Annotated in this window: 30 protein-coding genes; all 30 read left to right on the top strand. The window is 35.2% G+C overall.

Annotated features, from left to right (window positions below):
• Positions 1-45 precede the first annotated feature (45 nt).
• Positions 46-597 carry a hypothetical protein gene (locus tag C7J89_RS06440; RefSeq protein WP_103295484.1) on the top strand — a complete coding sequence of 184 codons (552 nt, stop codon included), beginning with the start codon at positions 46-48 and terminating at the stop codon, positions 595-597.
• Positions 597-749 carry a hypothetical protein gene (locus tag C7J89_RS13220; protein WP_159031770.1) on the top strand — a complete coding sequence of 51 codons (153 nt, stop codon included), beginning with the start codon at positions 597-599 and terminating at the stop codon, positions 747-749. Before C7J89_RS06440 ends, C7J89_RS13220 begins: the two co-directional genes overlap by 1 nt.
• Positions 750-1,247, top strand: coding sequence for a dUTP diphosphatase (locus C7J89_RS06445; RefSeq protein ID WP_103295483.1), 498 nt, complete (start codon positions 750-752; stop codon positions 1,245-1,247).
• A 36-nt stretch (positions 1,248-1,283) separates the two neighbouring features.
• Positions 1,284-1,457 carry a hypothetical protein gene (locus tag C7J89_RS13295; protein WP_170066440.1) on the top strand — a complete coding sequence of 58 codons (174 nt, stop codon included), beginning with the start codon at positions 1,284-1,286 and terminating at the stop codon, positions 1,455-1,457.
• Complete coding sequence (locus C7J89_RS06450; RefSeq protein WP_106884401.1) at positions 1,454-1,708, top strand: DUF1381 domain-containing protein; 255 nt, start codon at positions 1,454-1,456, stop codon at positions 1,706-1,708. The genes C7J89_RS13295 and C7J89_RS06450 overlap by 4 nt, the downstream gene beginning before the upstream one ends.
• A gap of 16 nt (positions 1,709-1,724) precedes the next feature.
• The gene (locus C7J89_RS06455; protein ID WP_103295482.1) at positions 1,725-1,925 is read left to right on the top strand and encodes a hypothetical protein; all 201 of its coding nucleotides are present in this window, start codon (positions 1,725-1,727) and stop codon (positions 1,923-1,925) included.
• A gap of 168 nt (positions 1,926-2,093) precedes the next feature.
• On the top strand, positions 2,094-2,354 hold the full coding sequence (locus C7J89_RS06460; protein WP_103295481.1) for a hypothetical protein: 261 nt from the start codon (positions 2,094-2,096) through the stop codon (positions 2,352-2,354).
• A 1-nt stretch (position 2,355) separates the two neighbouring features.
• Entirely contained in the window at positions 2,356-2,538 is a 183-nt protein-coding gene (locus C7J89_RS06465; protein WP_103295480.1) for a hypothetical protein, read from the top strand.
• A gap of 3 nt (positions 2,539-2,541) precedes the next feature.
• Entirely contained in the window at positions 2,542-2,700 is a 159-nt protein-coding gene (locus C7J89_RS13225; protein ID WP_159031771.1) for a hypothetical protein, read from the top strand.
• A gap of 1 nt (position 2,701) precedes the next feature.
• Positions 2,702-3,145, top strand: coding sequence for a hypothetical protein (locus tag C7J89_RS06470; RefSeq protein WP_103295479.1), 444 nt, complete (start codon positions 2,702-2,704; stop codon positions 3,143-3,145).
• A 3-nt stretch (positions 3,146-3,148) separates the two neighbouring features.
• Positions 3,149-3,337, top strand: coding sequence for a transcriptional activator RinB (gene rinB / locus C7J89_RS06475; RefSeq protein WP_103295478.1), 189 nt, complete (start codon positions 3,149-3,151; stop codon positions 3,335-3,337).
• Positions 3,338-3,751 (top strand): DUF722 domain-containing protein, encoded by a 414-nt coding sequence (locus C7J89_RS06480; protein WP_103295477.1) that lies wholly within the window; start codon positions 3,338-3,340, stop codon positions 3,749-3,751.
• A 111-nt stretch (positions 3,752-3,862) separates the two neighbouring features.
• Positions 3,863-4,180: an HNH endonuclease gene (locus C7J89_RS06485; protein WP_103295476.1), complete on the top strand. Its 318-nt coding sequence runs from the start codon at positions 3,863-3,865 to the stop codon at positions 4,178-4,180.
• A 251-nt stretch (positions 4,181-4,431) separates the two neighbouring features.
• Positions 4,432-4,797, top strand: a complete 366-nt coding sequence (locus tag C7J89_RS06490) for a hypothetical protein (RefSeq protein WP_103295475.1) — start codon at positions 4,432-4,434, stop codon at positions 4,795-4,797.
• The gene (locus C7J89_RS06495; RefSeq protein WP_103295474.1) at positions 4,794-6,446 is read left to right on the top strand and encodes a terminase TerL endonuclease subunit; all 1,653 of its coding nucleotides are present in this window, start codon (positions 4,794-4,796) and stop codon (positions 6,444-6,446) included. The genes C7J89_RS06490 and C7J89_RS06495 overlap by 4 nt, the downstream gene beginning before the upstream one ends.
• A gap of 18 nt (positions 6,447-6,464) precedes the next feature.
• A complete protein-coding gene (locus C7J89_RS06500; protein WP_103295473.1) occupies positions 6,465-7,637 on the top strand; it encodes a phage portal protein in 1,173 nt (390 codons plus the stop codon).
• Positions 7,618-8,397 carry a head maturation protease, ClpP-related gene (locus C7J89_RS06505; protein WP_103295472.1) on the top strand — a complete coding sequence of 260 codons (780 nt, stop codon included), beginning with the start codon at positions 7,618-7,620 and terminating at the stop codon, positions 8,395-8,397. Before C7J89_RS06500 ends, C7J89_RS06505 begins: the two co-directional genes overlap by 20 nt.
• A 17-nt stretch (positions 8,398-8,414) precedes the next feature.
• Positions 8,415-9,626 (top strand): phage major capsid protein, encoded by a 1,212-nt coding sequence (locus C7J89_RS06510; protein WP_103295471.1) that lies wholly within the window; start codon positions 8,415-8,417, stop codon positions 9,624-9,626.
• 17 nt (positions 9,627-9,643) lie between these two features.
• Positions 9,644-9,814 carry a hypothetical protein gene (locus C7J89_RS13300; RefSeq protein WP_170066441.1) on the top strand — a complete coding sequence of 57 codons (171 nt, stop codon included), beginning with the start codon at positions 9,644-9,646 and terminating at the stop codon, positions 9,812-9,814.
• Positions 9,815-9,819: 5 nt separating this feature from the next.
• Complete coding sequence (locus tag C7J89_RS06515) at positions 9,820-10,107, top strand: hypothetical protein (protein ID WP_103295470.1); 288 nt, start codon at positions 9,820-9,822, stop codon at positions 10,105-10,107.
• On the top strand, positions 10,088-10,441 hold the full coding sequence (locus C7J89_RS06520; protein WP_233432447.1) for a phage head-tail adapter protein: 354 nt from the start codon (positions 10,088-10,090) through the stop codon (positions 10,439-10,441). Before C7J89_RS06515 ends, C7J89_RS06520 begins: the two co-directional genes overlap by 20 nt.
• Entirely contained in the window at positions 10,438-10,833 is a 396-nt protein-coding gene (locus C7J89_RS06525; protein WP_103295469.1) for a hypothetical protein, read from the top strand. Before C7J89_RS06520 ends, C7J89_RS06525 begins: the two co-directional genes overlap by 4 nt.
• Positions 10,833-11,255, top strand: coding sequence for a hypothetical protein (locus C7J89_RS06530; RefSeq protein WP_103295468.1), 423 nt, complete (start codon positions 10,833-10,835; stop codon positions 11,253-11,255). The genes C7J89_RS06525 and C7J89_RS06530 overlap by 1 nt, the downstream gene beginning before the upstream one ends.
• Positions 11,256-11,293: 38 nt before the next feature.
• A complete protein-coding gene (locus C7J89_RS06535) occupies positions 11,294-11,932 on the top strand; it encodes a major tail protein (RefSeq protein WP_061855036.1) in 639 nt (212 codons plus the stop codon).
• Positions 11,933-12,038: 106 nt separating this feature from the next.
• Positions 12,039-12,371 (top strand): phage tail assembly chaperone G, encoded by a 333-nt coding sequence (gene gpG / locus C7J89_RS06540; RefSeq protein WP_103295467.1) that lies wholly within the window; start codon positions 12,039-12,041, stop codon positions 12,369-12,371.
• An 86-nt stretch (positions 12,372-12,457) separates the two neighbouring features.
• Positions 12,458-12,610, top strand: coding sequence for a hypothetical protein (locus tag C7J89_RS13305; RefSeq protein WP_170066432.1), 153 nt, complete (start codon positions 12,458-12,460; stop codon positions 12,608-12,610).
• A gap of 45 nt (positions 12,611-12,655) precedes the next feature.
• The gene (locus tag C7J89_RS06545) at positions 12,656-18,190 is read left to right on the top strand and encodes a peptidoglycan DD-metalloendopeptidase family protein (protein WP_103295466.1); all 5,535 of its coding nucleotides are present in this window, start codon (positions 12,656-12,658) and stop codon (positions 18,188-18,190) included.
• 15 nt (positions 18,191-18,205) lie between these two features.
• A complete protein-coding gene (locus C7J89_RS06550; RefSeq protein WP_103295465.1) occupies positions 18,206-19,030 on the top strand; it encodes a phage tail domain-containing protein in 825 nt (274 codons plus the stop codon).
• 8 nt (positions 19,031-19,038) lie between these two features.
• Positions 19,039-20,625, top strand: a complete 1,587-nt coding sequence (locus C7J89_RS06555; protein WP_103295464.1) for a phage tail protein — start codon at positions 19,039-19,041, stop codon at positions 20,623-20,625.
• A complete protein-coding gene (locus C7J89_RS06560; RefSeq protein WP_103295463.1) occupies positions 20,618-21,184 on the top strand; it encodes a hypothetical protein in 567 nt (188 codons plus the stop codon). The genes C7J89_RS06555 and C7J89_RS06560 overlap by 8 nt, the downstream gene beginning before the upstream one ends.
• Positions 21,185-21,195 lie beyond the last annotated feature (11 nt).

Raw genomic sequence — 21,195 nt, forward strand, 5'->3', positions numbered from 1 at the left:
TTAACTAACGATTATTTTGAGTATTTACTAGAGGAGTGATGGCGAATGAGTGAACCGACTAGAGGTGACTTATTAGAATTTATGAAAAAACATGGACCTGAAAACGTAGATTCAATAACAGATAAAGATAGTGCGATTAAACATTTTAGAACTTCAAGCAAAGTATATAAACAGCAACGCGACCAATACAAAAACGAACGCAATACTTTAATCGACGACGTAGCCATATTAAAGGCTAACAACACGAAATTAGAACAAGAGTTAGCAGCTGCATTAAATGGAGAATTAGCCACCTATGACGAATTACAAAATTATGTGTTGAAATTACAAAGTGAATTAGCAGAATACCAAAGACGAGATGAAGAATTTGAGAACATCGTAGAGAGAGCAATAGATGTTGCAGAAAGTTATAGTAATGATAACGATCGTTTAATCAGACGCAACCAGAAACTCGAAAGCTACGTGCGTATGTGGGATAAACTTACCAAATGGAAGCAAGGGAAGTTAGCAGAACGTTGTAATAATGATTTATTACATGAGTTGAGTTATACGATGAATGAGTTGGAACGAGATATGTATAAGGGGAGAGATAAATAATGACCGAAGAAATAGAAGTAACGGTGACTCAACCACTAACAGAATTGCAGTTAACTAAAGATAGCAGTGTGCAAGCTATTCCATTAACCAATGAAGCCTATAAGGCACAGGTTAATACGTTAGATAAATATTATAATGGGAGAGATATTTAAATGGAAATCAAACTATTAAGTAATAACGCAACAATGCTAACACGTAATAACTTAGACGCTGGTTACGACATTTACGCAGCAGAAACAGTAATACTTGAGCCACAAGAGAAAGCACTCATTGCTACAGACTTAGCTGTTAATATTCCAGAAGGATATGTAGGATTACTAACAAGCAGAAGTGGTGTGAGTAGTAAGACACACCTTGTTATTGAAACAGGAAAGATAGATGCCGGTTATCAAGGACATATGAAGATTAATATTAAGAATGATAATGCAGATGATGGTGCAGAAACTATTTTCCTAAGAGATATATCGGACGAAAAGATATTTGAAGAAGAACGTAATATATATAAACGTGGCACATATCAAATCAACAAAGGCGACCGACTAGCACAGTTAGTTATCGTACCTATATTTACCCCAGAGTTAGAACCAGTTAAGGAGTTTAGCAATGAAACAGCAAGAGGAGAAAAAGGGTTTGGAAGTACAGGATACTAAAGACATACTACAAAAAGTTAAAGAGGTGTTGAGGAAATGAGAGAACAAAGCAAAATTATATATCGTGGTTGGAATAAAGAAATTTTCATTTTACAAGGTAAGAATATATCCGATTGTACTTTAGTTCGTATAGTAAGTAAGTTTTCTGAATTATACACAGAATATAACATTGTAGTTATTCCTAAAGAAGTGGAGTTTGAAATTAAATGACCCAACACCTAATACGCACACTAACAGATTCAACCGGTCACACTTTCACTCATATTACACAAGCACGAGAGAATGAAACGTTTACTGTGGTTGAGGCAGAGAGTAAGGAAGAGGCTAGGGAGCAAGCGAAGAAACCTAAAGGGTTATTAGAAATCAAACCATCTCCATTCAATAATAGTCCAATCAGTAGAGCATTATCGAAATCTCAACGAGGACCAAGTAGAAGAGATATAGAACATTATGGAGAATAAAAAGGACAGTGAGTAAATGAACAAATACACATTACGTGAATTGATAGATAAGAATGGTGTAACACAAACTGAAATTGCGAAAGCTATAAATAAAATTCAGTGTCCAGTATGTGGAAGTTTCAACACAGAATATGATTACTTAGTAGATGCAGAAACTAAAAGAAATTTAGGTATAGGCTTCAAATGTAATGAGTGCAAATCATACGGAATATATTAATAGAAAGGGCAGTGAACAATGTTAATAACCTTAATCATTCTCATAGCTCTTATGATAGGGGTAATAGAAATAATTACTCAACGGTACGTAGAAAAGAAACCTGCCAGTGATGAATTGAAAGAATATTTGAAACATAAAGCAGAGGAGAATAGAAAGGACAGTGAATAAATGGAAAATTTAATAGTAGGAGCAATGTTCATTGTTACTGTCATCTGCTACACCGTTTATAAGATTGACTGTAACCATGTGAATAAGCCTAAAAATAATTATCCTACTGGTGGATTAAGTAACCATAGAAGTTTAGAAAAACCAAAGAAAGCTAAAGGTACGAAGATACCACTCAGAAGTAAAACAGTTAATCATGAACGATTCACTGAAGAAGAATTGATGGCAATGTTCGGTAAAGACTTTAGAAAGGACCGTAAGTGATATGCAAAACACAGATGACAAGGTGTTAACCGTTGAAGCAGAAATAATGCTAAAGGAATCTAAGATGCAAGGGGATAAACAGCAAGCGTTGTTAGGTGTTTTAGAAAAATATGGATTGAGTAAAGTTGAAGCTATGAAGGCTTTATTGGAATTAACTAGAATAATTGAAGATGTGGAGGACTAACCAATGAAAAATAAAATGAACTTAAGTTTAACCATTGAGAACATGAACGAACTAACTTTATTAACTAAGAGAGTAGAGCGTGCAACAAAAGAATTGAGACAAGCTATAAAAGAACTTAATAAATTCAAACTTAAAATGAATATGGAAACGGAGGAAAAATAATATGGTAACAATAATAGCAATAGGTTTATTAGCATTAGCAATAATAATTAATACAATTTCAATATGGCATGTAAGTCGAAGCGAAGAAAACAGTAGCAGTTTTATATCAAGCAGTCCACTAAGTGAACATACTTCATATGAGACGAAAAGCCGTATTAACAAATTAGAACAAACAATTGAAGAAGCTCAACCTTTCATTGATAAATACAAAAAAGAACGTAAGCAAAACCACTGGAAACAATACAATGATTGGAAAAAAAATAACGACTATGATGGTAAATGCGCAGAATGCCACGGTCAAGATTTCGAATTAGATACAAATTACAAATACACTTTTCAAGGCGATTGGTGTTGGGAACCATCTAAAGAATATCCTAAATCAGCAGAATACAAATGTAAAACGTGTGGAGAAGTCGTAAGCCAATGGGAATACAAGGAGGACTAATCTATGAAATACATTAAACGCATAGTATATATTGTATCGCTACTAGCACTATACGAACTAAGCAAATACGTTACGAACGATATTATCATACGCTTAACAGCTAACGATGATATAGATGCACCGTGCGACTACGATATTGATAGTCATGCAGATTTAAACGGAGTTCATAACTATAATGCGGGAGGTAAGTAAATGCGTAAGTCTACAATCAATTACTTAGAATCCGAACTCATTCAATATAATAGTACACAAAAACGTATGAATGATTTAAGGGAAGAAATACAATATCCTTGGCAAGAACATGATGAGAATATAGGTGGAGGGCAGAGTAATACTATTAGTAGCACAACAGAATGCAGAGCAACAAGGTTAGTTACTGATAGAAGGTTAGCACATATGGAACGTGTATCAGAAGCTATCACTAATGTGTATGACAATGCAGCACAAGTAGAGCGTGACCTTATGGACTTGATGTACTTCGATAAGCCAAGGAAGTATACAGTAGATGGTGTGATAGATAGATTGAATGTAAGTAGAGCGACGTTCTTTAGATTAAAGAAGCGAGTACTGTGTAACTTAGCAGATGAGTTAGGAATTATACATTGATACTTATGTGAGACTTTTGGCACGTGTCAAGGTGTTATTATGATAGTATCAGATATTATATATTCAAGGCATACCACATAAGTGGTGTGTCTTTTTATTATGAGGTGACACATGGAAGTCATAGACTACAATACATACAAGGTACGCAAGTCTTTCTATAATAGTAAGTCATGGCAAGAGGTACGAGCCTATGTACTTCATAGAGATAGCTATGAATGCACTTGGTGCAAAGAAGAAGGTCGAGTGACTACTAATGACTTAGAGATAGATCATATTAAAGAGCTGCAAGATAGACCAGATTTAAAATTAGAACCTGATAATCTTCGTACATTATGTATGGCTTGTCACAATAAAAGACATCAACGCTTTCAATATGGAGGTAATCAATTTAAGCCGAAAGAAAATAAATGGCAAGATGAAAAATGGTAAGTAAGAATAATATAAAAATTTTATAAGATATATACTATCGAAATAATATAACTTCATTATATAAATAATATGCTTTTAGTATTGTATGATTTTTTTATCTAATATTTATTTTAATACCCCCGGGTTGAATTAAATGCTTTTATTTTTTATCTCGGGAGAACGGCGAGTAGGCTCGACTTTGCAAAAATTTGAAAAATAATCACATATAACCCTATACCCCCCTACCCCTATATGTAGAAAGGAGTGAGAACATGGAATTAAATGACAAACAACGTAAGGAACGTGACAAGCTAGTCGCAAAAGAAGAAAAAAGATTGCTTGAGATATATAAAGAGTTACCAAATGAAAAATTGAAAGTCGCACAAGGGCTTATTAAGCAAGCTGCGCGTAATAGAGTTATGCTCAACTACATGTGGGAGGATATACAAGATAATGGCGAATATGATTTATTCCAACAATCGCAAAATGTACCTGCATATGAAAGAGAACGGCCTGTCGCACGCTTATACAATACCCGCGACCAATCTTACCAACGCGCTATTAAACAATTAACTGACTTATTGCCTAAAGAGGCTAAGCCGGTTGAAACAGATGAACCAGAAGATGATTATGTATGATCCGTAACAAGTATGTAGATGAATATATTAATCAATGGCGTGAAGGTAAGATAATTTTAAATAAAGAACGTATTGATTTAATCAATTATTTGGAAAGCACAGTGCTAGTAAAAGATAATGTACATTTCGATGATGAAAAGATAGAAAAGTGTATTCGGTTTATTAATAAATGGTATTTTCCAGTACAACCTTTTCAAAAGTTTATTATTGCTTTCGTATTCCTTATAGATGATGAAATGGATACACCATACTTTACTGAAATTGCATTATTCATGGGTAGAGGTGCTGGTAAGAATGGATTTATCAGTGCGATGAGTGATTTCTTAACTACACCTATCCACGGTATTAAAAAATACGACATTTCGATTGTAGCGAACAGTGAAGACCAAGCGAAAACATCATTTAATGAGATTTACGATGTGTTACTTGAAAATAAACGTAACAAAACAGGTGAACGTCCAAAAGCACCGTATGAAGTGAGTAAAACAGAAATCAAAAACCGTTCAACAGGTTCTATTATTAAATACAACACTTCGAATACGAAAACTAAAGATGGTGGTCGTGAAGGTTGTGTTATCTTCGATGAGATAGCAGTTTACGAAAGACCTGACATGGTTAACGTCAAACGTGGTGGTTTAGGTAAGGTACCACATGATAGAACATTTTATATTTCAACTGATGGATATGTTCGTGAAGGATTTATGGATAGTATGAAAGATAGAGTGCTTGAAGTATTAGAAGGTCGTAATAGTGAAGATAGAATTTTCCCTTTCTATTGTAAGTTAGATGATGAAAAAGAAATCGATAACGAAACAATGTGGGAAAAATCTAACCCAATGCTTCACCCTCCACTCACTGGATATGCAAGAAACTTAAAACGTAAAATCAAAGAGGAATATAATGTCTTGCACATTAATCGTTCTAACAAACCTGAATTCATGACGAAACGAATGAACTTACCGGAATTAGACCCTGAAAGCATAGTTGCACCATGGGATGAAATTAAAGCAACAAACAAACCATTCCCTAATTTAGAAAATAAAGCCTGCATTGGTGGTCTCGACTACGCATTAGTTAGAGACTTTGCCAGTGTGGGCTTATTGTTTAGGGATAATGACCAATATTATTGGAAAACACATTCATTTATACGTCGTGAATTCTTAGAAACGACACATCTTGAACCACCCATAGAACAATGGGCTGATGATGGATTATTAACGATTGTCGACGATGATGTTATAGATATTTCATACATTGTGAATTGGTTTCAAGAACAACAAAGTAAATACAATCTAACAAAGGTAATATCTGATAACTTCAGAACTGATATTGTAAGACGCCCTTTTGAAGACGCTGGCATACCTTTAGAGGTTATTAAGAATCCAACTGCAATCCATGGATTACTTGCACCTCGTATAGATACGATGTTTGCTAAAAAAAAAATTGCATTCGGGGATAATCCTTTGATGCGCTGGTTTACTAATAATGTGGCAGTCAAAATGCAACCTGATGGTAGTAAGAAATATATTAAAAAAGACGAAGTTAGACGTAAAACAGATGGATTTCATGCCATGTTACATGCGTTGTATCGTGCGGATGAAATTTTAGAGTATGATCAACCATTTATTATGGCAGATATTGCATTTTAATTAGAGAGGGGTGATGAATTGAGTATATTTGATAGGATACTTGGAAAGAACGAAGCTATAGAGTTTAGTTATGACTTTGAATTATTACGGGAGACGTCACACAAAGCTTATGTAAAACGGTGGGCACTAGATACTTGTATTAATCACATAGCTAGAACGATTAGTCAGACAAAATTTGAAATAACTGATGGCGATAGTAAAGATGCATCGTCTACTACACATTACAAATTAAATGTAAGACCAAACACGGATGAGAGTGCTGCGACATTTTGGCAAAAAGTTATTCGTAAACTCATTTATGATAATGAAGTGCTTATTGTAGTTACTGATTCTAAGGATTTAATTATTGCTGATGATTTTGTGCGAGAAAAATACGCTTTATATGACGATATTTTTGACCATATTATGGTAGGCGAATTCGAATTTGAGCGAAGTTTTAAAATGAGTGACGTTATTTACTTAGAATACAATAATGAATCAATTAACAATATGTTAAGTGGTTTGTTTAGTGATTATGGTGATATATTCGGAAGATTGATTAAATCTAATCTTATGAATAATCAAATTAGAGCAACGTTAAGTACAGATGCAAACTATTCATTGAATAACCAATCACAAAAATCAATGCAAGATTTTATTAATAAAGCTTATGAGGCTTATGCAAGTAATGATATTGCTATTGTACCTATTCAAAAAGGTTATGAATATCAAGAGCATACGACGAGTAATAGTAAAAATACGTCACAAATCGATGATTTAGCTAAAGTACCGAACCAATTATTAAGCTATGTGGCACGTAATTTAGGTATTCCCGTAGGACTTATAAATGGCGATACAGCCGATATTGAAGCTATGACTGATAATTACATGAAGTTTTGTATTAAGCCAATTATTGAGAAAATAACAGATGAATTAAATGCCAAGTTATACAGTGAACGAGGCTATAAAGAAGGCAAACGTATTAAAGCCATATCGATAGATCAAAAAGGACCGCTTGAAGTGAGTGAAGCAGTAGACAAACTCATTGCAAGTGGTTCTTTCAATAGAGATGAAATTCGTGTGCTCACTGGTTTTGAACCAATAGGTACAGAAGAAATGCAAAAATTTATTATCACTAAAAACTATCAAACTGTGGATGAAGCAAACACTGGTAGTGAAGGAGGTGATATAGATGGCGAACAACGAGATTGATATCTATGGTTTTATCGACAATACAACTGTTGAAGGCATGACAATTAGTCCGCAAACAATTAAAAATCAGTTAAGTGAAATGAAAGATGAAGATGAAATCATCGTTAACATAAACAGTAACGGTGGCGACGTGTTTAGTGGTGTGGCTATTTACAATATGCTACGTAGACAAGATGCTCACATCACTGTGAATGTCGATGGTCTTGCTGCTTCTATTGCATCAGTGATTGCTATGGCAGGTGATACGATTAATATGCCGAATAATGCAGTTATGATGATTCACAATGCATGGACGCAAGTTACTGGCGATTCGAGAGCCTTTAAGAAACAAGCTGATTCCTTAGAGAGAATTAATTCTGTCGTATTTAATAGTTATCTTGATAAGAACCCTGACATTGATCATGCGCTTCTTCAACAATATATGGACGAAGAAACATGGTTTACAGCTAATGATGCAAAAGATGTTGGACTTATTGACAATATAACTGAAAGTACAAGAGTTGCTGCGGCAGCGACATCTACAATGATGGGAGGTGAGCATTTCATGAGCAAATACCGTAACGAAGGTACAGAACAACCTAAAAAAACTGATGAACCTACAGCAGATGACGTAATGGCGATTTTACAAGAGATTAAATCAGATGTTAAAGCTGTACGTGAAAAAGTAGAAGGTGAAGACGATTCGAAAAAAGAAGATGACCCTCAACCACAAGCACCACAAAACAGCTTTGCTAGATTATTTAACATGCAAACAAAATAAAAAGGAGGCCAATTATTATGGCAATTGATTTAGAAAACAAAGAACAGTTTCAAAACTCGCAAGAGTTATTGAAACAATTTTCAAACATGAATCCAAAAGCTTCTGATGAAGAAGTGAAAGAAAAGTACACAGAATATATGAACGCATATAGCGAGGATTTAGCGAACGCTATCCGTAAAGATATGCAAAAAGAACAAGGTGATAATTCAGTTCTAAATTCACGTAATGTGAATCGTTTAACGAATGAAGAAAAGAAATTCTATAACGCATTAGTATCTGAAGATCACGTGAATACTGATACAAACTGGAAAGATGGAGAGTTACTACCTGAAACAGTTGTTGACCGTATTTTTGAAGATATTGAATCAGAACACCCATTATTAAACCATATCAACATTCAAAGAACAGGTTTAAAAACGCGTGTGATTCGTTCAGTGCCTGAAGGTCAAGTAGTATGGGGGAAAATCTTCGGTGAAATCCGTGGACAACTTGAAGCTACTTTCTTCGAACAAGATGTAACTCTTGGTAAAGCAACTGCATTTGTTGTTGTTCCTAAAGACTTAAAAGATGCTGGCGTGCAGTGGGTTGACCGTTATGTACGTTTACAAATTAAAGAAGCCTTTGCAGTAGCGATTGAAAAAACAGCTATTCAAGGTTTAGGTAAAGCTCAGGACCAACCTGTTGGATTAATGAAAGAAATTAATCGTTCAAATGGTGCTGTTTCTGATAAAGCTGTAGCAGGTACTTTAACATTAAAAGACCCTGATACATCTATTAGAGAAATTGGCGATGTTATCAAAAATCTTTCAACTAAAGAATTTTATGACAAAGACGGTAATGTGAAAACATCTAAAGGTGCTAACGTATTAAACAATGTGGTTATTGCGTTAAACCCTGCAGATTATATCTATACTGGTGTTGCATTTATGCAATTACACAATGGTAGTTATGTAAGCCCAATTCCATTTAACATGACATTCGAACAATCAGAATTTGTACCTCAAGGTAAAGCTGTAGCGTTTGATAAAACACGTTATAACTTCTATGCAGGTAGCGAAGTGATTGTACGTGAATTCGACCAAACATTAGCATTAGAAGACATGGACTTATATACTGCAAAACAATTCTTATATGCAGAACCAGATGATAATAAAACATCATTTGTATACGATGTTGATTTCTCTACTCTAGGCGCACCTAAAGCAACTGATGCTAGTCCACAAGCTTAATAAGGAGGCAGTAATTAATGGCTCAATTCAAAGTTAAAAAAACTTATGAGGACCTCGAAATTGGGCGTGTGTTAAAACCTAAAGAACAAGTCGAAATGACTGTTAAACGTTCTGAAGAAGTTGAAAAGACACTCGCCGACAATGGTTTCGAAGGTCCTTTTTTAGAACGCGTTAAAGAAAAGAAGTGATTTAAATGATACAACAAGAACACGTTGATCAATTTAAAGCACGTAATCGTATCTTTTATGATATGGAAGATGAACGTATTAAGAACGATTTAGAGATGTCTTATATAGATATAAAAAATAAATGTGGTTTTTTCGACATTGACGAACTTTCTCTAGGTCGTGAACTTGTTTATGAACGTACACGTTATGTTTTAAATGATAAGTTGGAAGAATTTAATGATAATTTCTTATCGAGTATCGTACAATTTCAAATTACTAATATGGAGGTGTTTGATGATGGCGCAAACACGTAGGCAATTTATAACAGGTGGCGAAATGCGTACACCTGTTAAATTTTATAAAGCAAATACTGACGATGAGTTTATGCCAGGTGAATCTGTGAGCGAACTTTATTATCAATGTTTTGCGAATGTCTATCCACCATCTGAAAAAGACCTCAACGTTACAGATAACCAAGCAAGCATTACGATGGTTACTTGGTTTCCTGTTGGTTTAGAGATTACGAATGATATGTATTTTGAAATTGATTTACCACGATACAAGCATAAGCAATATAATATCTCACTTGTGGAAGATGATACGGATAATCACTATAATATAAAAATTGTTGGAGAGTTAGCAGGATGAGTGTAGATATTCGAGGTACCAAGTCAATGCTTGAACAAATAAAGCGTCAATATGGCGAAGAAAAAATGCTCAAAACAAAAGATAAAGCATTGCGTAAAGGTACAAGATTCTTTGTGTCTGTATTGCATGAACAGTTTCAAGTGTTTAGAGATACAGGGGCAAGTATTAAAGAAATATCACAAACTGAACCTTATAACATCTACGGTGATATTCGTATGATTAAAGTGTTTTGGGAAGGGCCTATGAGCCGTTATGCTATTGTCCATTTAAATGAATACGGAAGCGTTAAACATCCTGCCCCAAGAGGTTTAGGTGCTATCGCTAGGACAATGTATATAACTGAAAAGCCATATAAAGAAATAATTAGAGAAGTATTGGAGGCGGAATTGTAATGTTCGACATGTTGAAAACTTTAAAACTTTATTTAGCCAAAGACGCAACAATTAATCAATATTGCAAAAACCGCATTCGTGCTTATACGATACCTGAAACGGCAGATAGGACGGATACCAATATACTGATTATTCCTTTAATTGCGCCCACCCCAAGCACCTACGCAAGCGATAAAAATTTAACAACGGATTATTTATATCAAATCGATGTACGTTCTAAAAGTTATGAAGAAACAAAGTTAGTTTCTGAAGCAATACGTTTAGTTATGAAAAGTATTGGTTTTGGACAACAAGACGGTACAGATGAATACGATAGTGAACTAAAAGCTTATTTTGAAACACGTCGCTATCGTGGTAATCCTTATACAATAGATGAATTACGACATATAGACAAAGATATTGAGCCTACGTTAAATACGTAAGGCTATTTTTTATATATAAATTTAGGAGGAATTATAATATGGGTAAATATAATGCTGCTACTGGCTTAGGCAAAATGTATTACACAGTATTAAAAGAACAAGACGGCGTATTAACACCAGGTGAAATTAAAGATGTTGATTACGTTCAAGAATTAGAAATTGAGTTTGGTGAAGATTTAGAAAAAGCATACGGTTCAAATAAAGTAGCTGAAATTGCAAAATCAGCTGGTGAAACATCATTAAACTTAACATTCCACAAGTTACCTATCGATGTTCAAAAAGACATTTTAGGTTTAGTATCACATTCTGAAAAAGAAGATGTGTACGGATTTAGTAATGGTGGAGGCATTGACTACGTTGCTGTTGCGATTCCACGTACGATGGAAGATGGATCTATGGAATGGTTTGGACTTTCACAAGGCGTATTCACTCGACCTAAAAAAGAAGGTAAAACAAAAGAAGATAAAGTGGAATTCGGTTCAGATGAAATCGAAGGACAATTCATGGAACGTCAAATCCCTGGCTTTGAGGACGCTCAATCAGTAATTATGGCTTACGAGCCTAAAGGGGTAAATGAAGGTCGTGACACAGTATTCAAATCAATCTTTGGTAAAACACTAAGCACTAATGAAGACCAAGGACAAACTTCAGGCGCTGTGACTGCACCACAAGCATAAATAATTTAAGGCGACTTTAACCGGTCGCCTGTTTTTGTATACAAAAATAAAAAATCTAAATTAATCGGTCGAATATAAAACCTGATGAAAAAGGAGAAATAAAATTATGGCTAATAAATATGTAGAATTACAAAACGAAAAAGGCGAAACAAAAAGATACCAACAAGCACCATTCATTAAAGGTAGTGTGGCACGTAAAGGTATGCGTATTGGTAAGAAAGCACAAAAATTAGAACATCCAGAAAATTTACCAGAAGACTTTGAAGACCAATTCTTTGATGAATTATATAGCTTCGTAGCAAATGATTTATATGCAGGTCAATTTACACCAGAAGAATTTGAAGATGGTATTGATGTGCATGAAGTTGTTAACGTTGCAATGAAACAATTAACAAGTGTTATGGGTGTTGACGAGGGAAAGACAGCGAAGAAGAAATAGACGATTCAAGTCTTTCTGATGAAGATTTTACTTTTGAAAAACAGTCTGAACACCTAGATAATCTTTACCTCTATCTTATGGAAGAATTGGGATATAAATTTCACGAAATCGATGAAACAGATATATACCAACTTACACGTATGATGATGAAAGGCAAAGAGAACAACAGCAAAGTGACAAAAGTGAAGTCAAATGAAAGCTTGATTGGTGCGATAACAGGACGAGATCCTCGCGACTAATCAAGCTTATTTTTTTGAAATATTTTAGGAAAGGAGAGTGAATACATGGCTGATGAAATTAAAGGTTTCACGATTGATCTCGGACTCGATAGTTCTGATATAGACAGAGGACTTGCTAACTTAGAACGTAAGTTAAAAACAGCAGATGCACAAATGGAATCGAACTTATCTACATTTGATAAAGCTGAACGTTCAATTGATAAGTATGAAACAGAACTTGATGGCTTGAACAAAAAACAAGAACAACAAGCTAGAATTAATGAACAAGCACAAAAGAAACTAGATCAATTACGTAATGCACAAGATAAAACAACACAAGCCTTAAAAGAAGCCGGGGCACAAGTTGAAGCAACTAATCGTAAATATGGTCGATTAGAAAATGAGTTTGTTCAAATCAATAATAAGTTAGATGCGCATAAAAAAGCTGTTAAAGATGCACAAAATGCACAAAAAAGTGAACAGAACACTTTAACTGCAATGACGGCTGGAATGAAGAATGCGAAATCTAATGTAGATGCATTATCTGATGAACTTAATCAACTACAAGCTAGTGGTAAAGGTTCCGAAAAAGAAATTGAGCAATTAAAAAATAAATTAGCAAGTGCTCAAACTGAACTAAAAACGTTCTCTAATTCTGTTGATAATTCTAAGCGTAAATTGAATGAATCGAAAATGGCAACTGCTCAAGCTAAAAGTGAGTTAGAAAAATTTAGTAACGAAAATAAAGAAGCTGCAGCTAATGCTAAAGCAGCTATGGACGTAGCAGCAAGAGAAGCCAAAAAAGCAGAGAATGCTTATTCAAGCTTAGAACGACAAGTTGGTCGCTTACCATCTGAAATCGATAAAGCTGAAGCTAAAGTTTATGAAGAAGCTTTAGCATTTAATGTGCTTCAAAATCGTATTGATGAAACTACTGACGAAATGCGTGCTTTAAATCGTGAACAAATGCTATTATCTGCTACATCACGAATGATGGGCAATGCATGGGGTGGCGCAAATAGTGCGATGAGTAAAATTGCTAACACATTAAGAAGTGTGGGAGAAATTACTCAAGGAACTATCGCAGGCATTGTTATACAACAAATTAGTTCTATTGTTCCTATAGCTGGCGGTGCAGTTAATGCGATTGCCGGTATTGGTGGTGCCGCAACTGCCGCTGCAGGTGGTGCCATTGGTATGGCTGGTGTATATGGTACTGCTTTAGGTGCAGTTTCATTATTCGCCGGTCAAGCTAAGACTGCTTTATCTATGTTGGAAGATGGACAAATCGCAGTTACAAGTCAAGTACGTAATTATCAAACTGCTTTAAGTGGTTTGAAATCACAGTGGCAAGGTATCGTGCAATCTAATCAAACTGCAATCTTCAATACGATGGCAAATGGTATTAATATTGCGCGTACTGCTATCACACGATTAACACCATTCATTACACAAACAACTAATCAGATCGCAAGGACTTCAGCTAAAATGCGTGATTGGGTAACATCTTCACAAAACGCTCAAAACGCATTTAAAATGATTAATAATATTGGTCCTCCGATATTCCAAAATGTACTTAATGCAGCTATGCGCGTAGGAGACGGATTAACAAACATATTCACTCAATTTGGACCATTGTTTAGTTGGGTTGGCGCTGGTGTTGAAAGCTTAGCTAATAAATTTAATGCTTGGGCGAATAGCGCATCCACAAATAATGGTATTGCACAGTTTATTAATTATACGAAAGTGAATTTACCTATAGTTGGACAGATATTTGGTAATATCTTTGGTGGTATTATCGGATTATTCCAAGCGTTTAGTGGACAATCTCACACAGTATTACAAGCCATGCAAAGTGTGACTGCAACATTTAGAGATTGGGGTAAAAATCTTAAAGGTACAGAAGGATTTAAAAACTTCATTGCTTATCTTAATACAAATGGGCCACATGTATGGCAATTATTGAAAAACCTAGGTACGATTTTTGTTTCATTAATACAAGGTATGGCGCCTGTAGGTGCTATGATGCTTAAATTGTCTATGACAGTAACTGGTTTTGTTGCTTCTATGATGCAAGCACATCCAATGATAGGTAAAGTCGTTGGCGCTATGACGGCACTTATAGGAACTGCATTATTAGTAGGTAAACCATTCTTCATTTTACGTGGTGCTTTACTAGGTGCTACTGGTGCAACAACTTTATTCGGTGAAGCTGGTGCGTTAGCTGGATTAAGAATGAAAATAGCGTCAGCTGCAACTGCAATTTGGAGAGCAATGATTATCTCTACAAGTACAGTCATGAATGTTTGGCGAGGTCAAGTTGCGCTTACTACAGTTTTAACTGGTAAGTATTCAATGGCAACTAAATTGGCAGCCTTAGCTACACGAGGTCTAGGTTTAGCTATTCGCTTTATGAGTGGTCCAATTGGTTGGGTTATTACAGGTATAACTGCATTAGTCGCAGCTATCATATATCTGTGGAAAAATAACGCTACATTTAGAAATGCAGTCATTCTTGCATGGTCGGCTATTAAAGCCACTGCTATTTCCGTATTTGGTTTCTTAAAAGTTTATATCGTAACTGTTTGGAATGCGATTAAAACTGCATCAATTATGGTATGGAACGGATTGAAATTAGCAGCGATTAATACTTGGAATGGTATTAAATTCGCAGTACAACATCCGATTCAGTCACTCAAATTAATACTAACTGCATTGTGGACTGGTATAAAAATGGGTGCTATCGCCATTTGGAATGGAATTAAAATATCTGCAATTGCTATTTGGAATGGTATCAAAAACGGCGTAATGTTTGTAGTTAAACACTGGAAACAAATTCTATTTGCTCAATTCTACATCATGAGAGCCGTAATACCGGCAATATTCAGAGTTATTAAAACTGTTGTTGTTAATGTTTGGAACGCCATGAAAAACACTGTGGTAAGAGTTGCTAAAGCACTTTGGAACGGTGTTAAAGCTACATTCCATGCATTAAGCGTAGGTGTTCGCACGATATTTAACGGAGTTAAAAACTTTGCTTTTAAAGTTTGGACTTCAGTTAAAAACGGTGTAATTTCACGCGCTAAAGCTTTATGGACAGGCGTAAGAGTTGCTTTTAATGCGCTTAACAAAGGCGTGCATGCAATTTTCAATGCCGTTAAGAATTTCGGACTAAAATTATGGACGAATTTCAAAAATGGAGTCGTTTCAAGAGCGAAAGCATTGTGGAACGGTGTACGTGCTACATTTAACACATTGAACAAAGGCGTTCATAACATTTTCAATGCTGTGAAAAACTTTGCATTAAAATTATGGACAAACCTTAAAAATGGTGTAATTTCGAGAGCAAAAGCGCTCTGGAATGGTGTGAAAAGTAACTTTAATGCGTTATCTAAATCAGTTCATTCTATATTTAATGCGATAAGAAGTTTTGCTATTAGACTTTGGAACAATTTGAAAAACAAAATAGTAAGTCTCGCTAAAAACATTTGGGATGGCGTTCGTGTAAGATTTAACGGTTTGTTGAATAGTACTAAATCTATCTTTAACAAAATTAAAGGTTTTGCTTTCAACACTTGGAACGCAATCAAAAATAAACTAATTAGTTTTGCTAATGGTATTAAAGATAAAGTTACTGGCGCATTTGGTAAAATGCGAGATAGCTTAAAAGGTATCATAGGTAAAATTAAAAGCTTTATCGGCGATATGGTTGACGGTGTTAAATCCGGATTAAATAAATTAATCGATGGTGTCAACTGGGTAGCCGGTAAATTAGGTATGGATAAATTACCTAAAATTAAACTCCACACTGGTACTGAACATACTAATACGACAACAAATGTTGTGAAAAACGGTAAAATTGCTCGTGATACTTTCGCAACTGTGGGAGATAAAGGTAAAGGTAACGGTCCAGGTGGCTTTAGACATGAAGCAATTAAGTATCCAAACGGCAAAGTTGCTATAACACCTAATAGAGATACGACGGCTTACTTACCACAAGGATCTACAGTATATAATGGCGCACAAACACACGCTATGCTTAGCCAATCTACGCCACAATTTTCTATGGGTACGATGCCTAGGTTTGCTAATGGAACGAAGAAAAAGAAAAACTGGTTTGACGCAGCAAGTGGTCAAGCAGGTAAAGTTGTCGGTAAATTTGGCGCCAAAGCGAGCGATTCTGCACACGGTATTAAAGAAGGTACACAGAAAGCTTTAGAAGGTGCCGGTAAAATAGCTAAAGGTGCATTTAAGAAAATTGGCGATGTTATGGACTATGCCGAACATCCTGGTAAATTAGTCGATAAAGTTATTTCTGCAGCGGGTGTTAACTTTGATTTCATTAAAGGCTCTTTACCAGCCCAAATGATGAAAGGCATGTTTGGCAAGCTTAAAAAAGGCGTAGCAGATTTCTTTTCACAAGGCTTTGATGACCAAGGTGGCGGAGATGCTTCTAAATTGCTACGTTATAAACAAATACAAGGATTCGGAAAATATACAGGTGGCTTATCATTCAATGGTGGACGTCACTATGGTATTGACTTAGCTTATCCAAGTGGTTCGAATGTGTACGCAACTAATGATGGTGTACTTTCATCACTTCATGACTACGGTGGTGGTAATGTTGCAAGGTTGTTAATGAATAAGTTCACATTATACTTCATGCACTTATCTAAAATTTTAAAACATGGTCATGTTAAAGCTGGCGAACTGATTGCTAAATCAGGTGGTACAGGCGCATTCACTACTGGACCTCACTTACACTTCCAAGTTGATAAAGGACGTCAAATGGGTGGCGTAAACAACGCTGCAGCCATTGACCCACTTAAATGGCTTAAAGGTCATGGTGGTGGCGGAACGAAATCAGGTAAAAAATGGGGTTCTACTATTAAGAAAGCCCTAGCAATGAATGGATTACCGACAACTTCTGCCTATGTTAATGCTTGGGCAAGACAAATTGATAGTGAGAGTAGTGGTAATCCAAATGCAACGCAAGGTGTTAGCGATGTAAACAGTGGAGGTAATGAGGCACGTGGTTTAGTACAAGTTACACCAAAAACGTTTGCTTCTATGAAATTTAAAGGCCATGGTAACATAACTAATCCATTAGATAACTTATTGGCTGGTATTCATTGGGCTAAATCCGCTTATGGTAAAAACATGTTAAGCGTTATCGGACACGGTCACGGTTACGCTACAGGTGGATTAATCAAAAAAAGTGGCATGTATAATATCGCTGAAGGTGGTTATCCTGAATATGTTATCTCAACTGACCCTAAACGACGTACAGATTCTATGAAACTACTAGCACTTGCATCTCAAGAAATTGATAAAGGTAAGACAAGTGGTAATAAACGTCCACATCAATTAGGCAAACCTAGTGTTCAATCAAGTGGAAGTGACCCAATGCTTGAAAAAGTTGTTGAAAATCAAAATGTACAAATATCACAATTACAAAACATGGTTGATAACTTAGTCAATTTAGTAAGTGAAACAATACAAATCAAGAATCAACCAAAAGGATTTTCAGAAAGTGATGTAAGTGGTGCTCAAGGTAAAAAAGCTAGAATGAAATCATGGAATGCAGGAATGCAGGTTTAGGAGGTGTTTAATAAATTGGTAAATACAGTAAGAATATTCAATGATGATTTTGACATCAAATTAACTGATATTCCAGGTTTAAAGTTTTTAGATCACGAAGAAGGTGACGTTGAAGTTCAAGCCAATACACTTGAACGTAAAGGTAAAGATGGTGTCGGTGTCGGAACAAGTACATTTGGTCCTTTTAAACTTGTTTTACGTTTCTTCTATAGAGGTAAGGATTTAGCTGATTACAATTTAATGAAACAAAAATTAAGGGGTCTCTTATTTAGAAGGGACCCTTATTACGTTGTACATTCAGAAATGCCAGGGAAAAAATACGCAGTTTATTGTGAAAGTAATGCCATAGCAGATATTTACGATAGAAATGGTACGTTCGAAGTCAGTTTCGTTGTATTCAAAGGCTATTCTGAATCGCTTAAAGATACTTTAAGCGTCGATTTCCTAAATGATGAATGGCAATTTGGTAATGGGCTCATTACTGATAACGACATCAGTTATAGACAGAATGGTAAACGCTTTGTTATCTATAACGGTTCATTTGATACGATTGACCCACTTAATCACAAGTTGATTATACGAATCAAAGCCGACGCACCCAATGGATTTACAATGCATAACTACCACACGAACGAATCGTTTACGTATTACGGTGCTTTACAAGCATATCAAACTTTAACTTTAAATGGTGTACATCCGATTATAGGTAATAATCGTGTGGGCGTAGATACGAATTACGATTGGATAACACTAGCACCTGGTAACAACAACATTGAAATTGAAGGTAACGGTTTATCGAATGTGTATGCAGAATTTGAATTTAATTTTATTTATAGGTAGGTGAGAAGATGAAAGAACTTGTAGTTAAAAATAAAGCTGGAAATTATGCTGAAGTTTTAACCGATTATGATTATGATTCATTTAAATATGAATACGAAAAGAATAACGAACGTTCAATCTCTCTCACTGCTTATAAAGCAAGTGGTAATGAAGATATATTCGATATGTTAGTCAATGAAAACTACATTATCGAGCACGGACAATATTTTGTAATCAAATCCACATCACTTAAATACGATAGTCAAATGGTGCTTAACGACATTGTCGCTAAGCATATTTTTATGGACTTTCAAAATCATTATGTAGATAAGGATATATCAAAAGAAACACTTAACGATACACAAGTTGATGAAACGAATGCACCACAATACACACTAGATACTTATTTATCATTTGGTTTCAAAAATAATAATCTAGGTTTTAGTTATGAGGTCATTGGCGATTTCAATCAAACCGCAGCCGTTTCAGAACTCGGTGGACAAAATGGAATTGAGTTCATTGTTGCTGGTGCAGAATTGTTTAATTATATCTATTTCGCAGATAACAAAAAGATTTATTTCTATACACCCGATACGTTTTATAAACGTTGCCAAATACCTATTATCTATCGTGCTAATTCAGATGAATTACAGTGCGACATTGTAACAACTGATATGAAAACCTATGTTAAAGGTTATGGCAAAAAGAAAACAGCCGAAGAAACGAAGAACTATCAACCAATGAAGCCGAAAGATTTTAAACTTACAGGTACATTTAATAAAGATGGCACTTGGTATTCTGAAACAAGTGGGGCAAGTTATAACAAAACATTTACTTGTAAATGGGGCAACGAAACACTCACATGGACGAATAAACAACTTTCTCGTGGTGGCATGGTTGATGTTTATTTAGATGATAAAAAGATTGGTAGTTATTCACAATATAGTAAACGTTCAAAAACCAATCAGATTGTAATTAAAAAAGGATTAGACAAAGGCAATCATAAGTTTAAAGTCGTTTACAAAGGTGCGAAGTCAGGTGTTGATTATAAGAAAAAGACACCTCGATTTTATATAGGTACAGAGAAAACAACGGTGCTTAATTTAACAGCTGAACTGAAAGGCGAAGATGTTTACCACGTTGTAGATGAATATAAAGCGTCCACATTCGATACATTTGGAATGATGCAAGCACCTACTGTGTTTGATGATAATGCAACGACTAAAACGCAGTTACGTGCAAGTATGTTAGAACAATTGAGTGATAGTCCGACGGTTGAACTTGCTACAAATTACTTAGGTAGCGAAGATGACAAATATTATATAGGTAATGATGATATTGCAGAAAATAATATTGTTCGCTTTGTGCATAAGCCATTGCAATTCAACAGTGATCTAAAAGTCGTAAAACTTACACGCTATCATTCAAAAGTAAACAAACCTGTAGAAGTTGAGTTTAGCAATGCGAAACAAGATATTATCGATATTCAAAATAAAATCAATTTACGTATCAAACGTGCAAATAGTGCAATTGCCAATGGCAGTTGGACGACAGATAAAAATATCCAATATAACTTTATGTCAAATGTCGTAGGGAGTGTGTTAGTCGATGAGTAAAGAAGTACCTATAGTATTTATGCAAGACCCTAGGACTGGAGAAAATTTTTATGTACAAACGGATATAAGTGCTGTAGATGGAATGCCTGACGATTTCGCAGATTATGATTTAGGAGATATACAAGACAATGTTTCTACGATAAATAACAGTTTAGGCACAGTTCAAAGTCAGATAAATAGTTTACAGTCACAAATAAACAGTTTAGTTACAGACACAGGTTGGCAGAACATTAAACTTAATAATGGTATAACTGCATACAGTTCATCAGAAACGCCAAAGGCTCGACTTATATCGGTCAATGGGGTTTCTTTTTTATCGCTTAAAGGTGCTTTGAAAGGATTAACTGCCACAGGAACCATCGGTACATTACCAACAACTATGACAGCGTATGTAAGCGATTCGCGCGGATTTGTACAAAACACAACTAAAGTTAGTAACACATTAAACTTTGCGCGTTGGCGTGTTCAAACCAATGGCAATATTGATTTAGAAGGTGCGACACAATCCACGATAGATAGCACACATTGGTTCCCAATCGGAACAACACTCATGCTTTAAGGGGGAAAATA

The organism is Staphylococcus kloosii (assembly GCF_003019255.1).
In the GTDB taxonomy this organism is placed as follows: domain Bacteria; phylum Bacillota; class Bacilli; order Staphylococcales; family Staphylococcaceae; genus Staphylococcus; species Staphylococcus kloosii.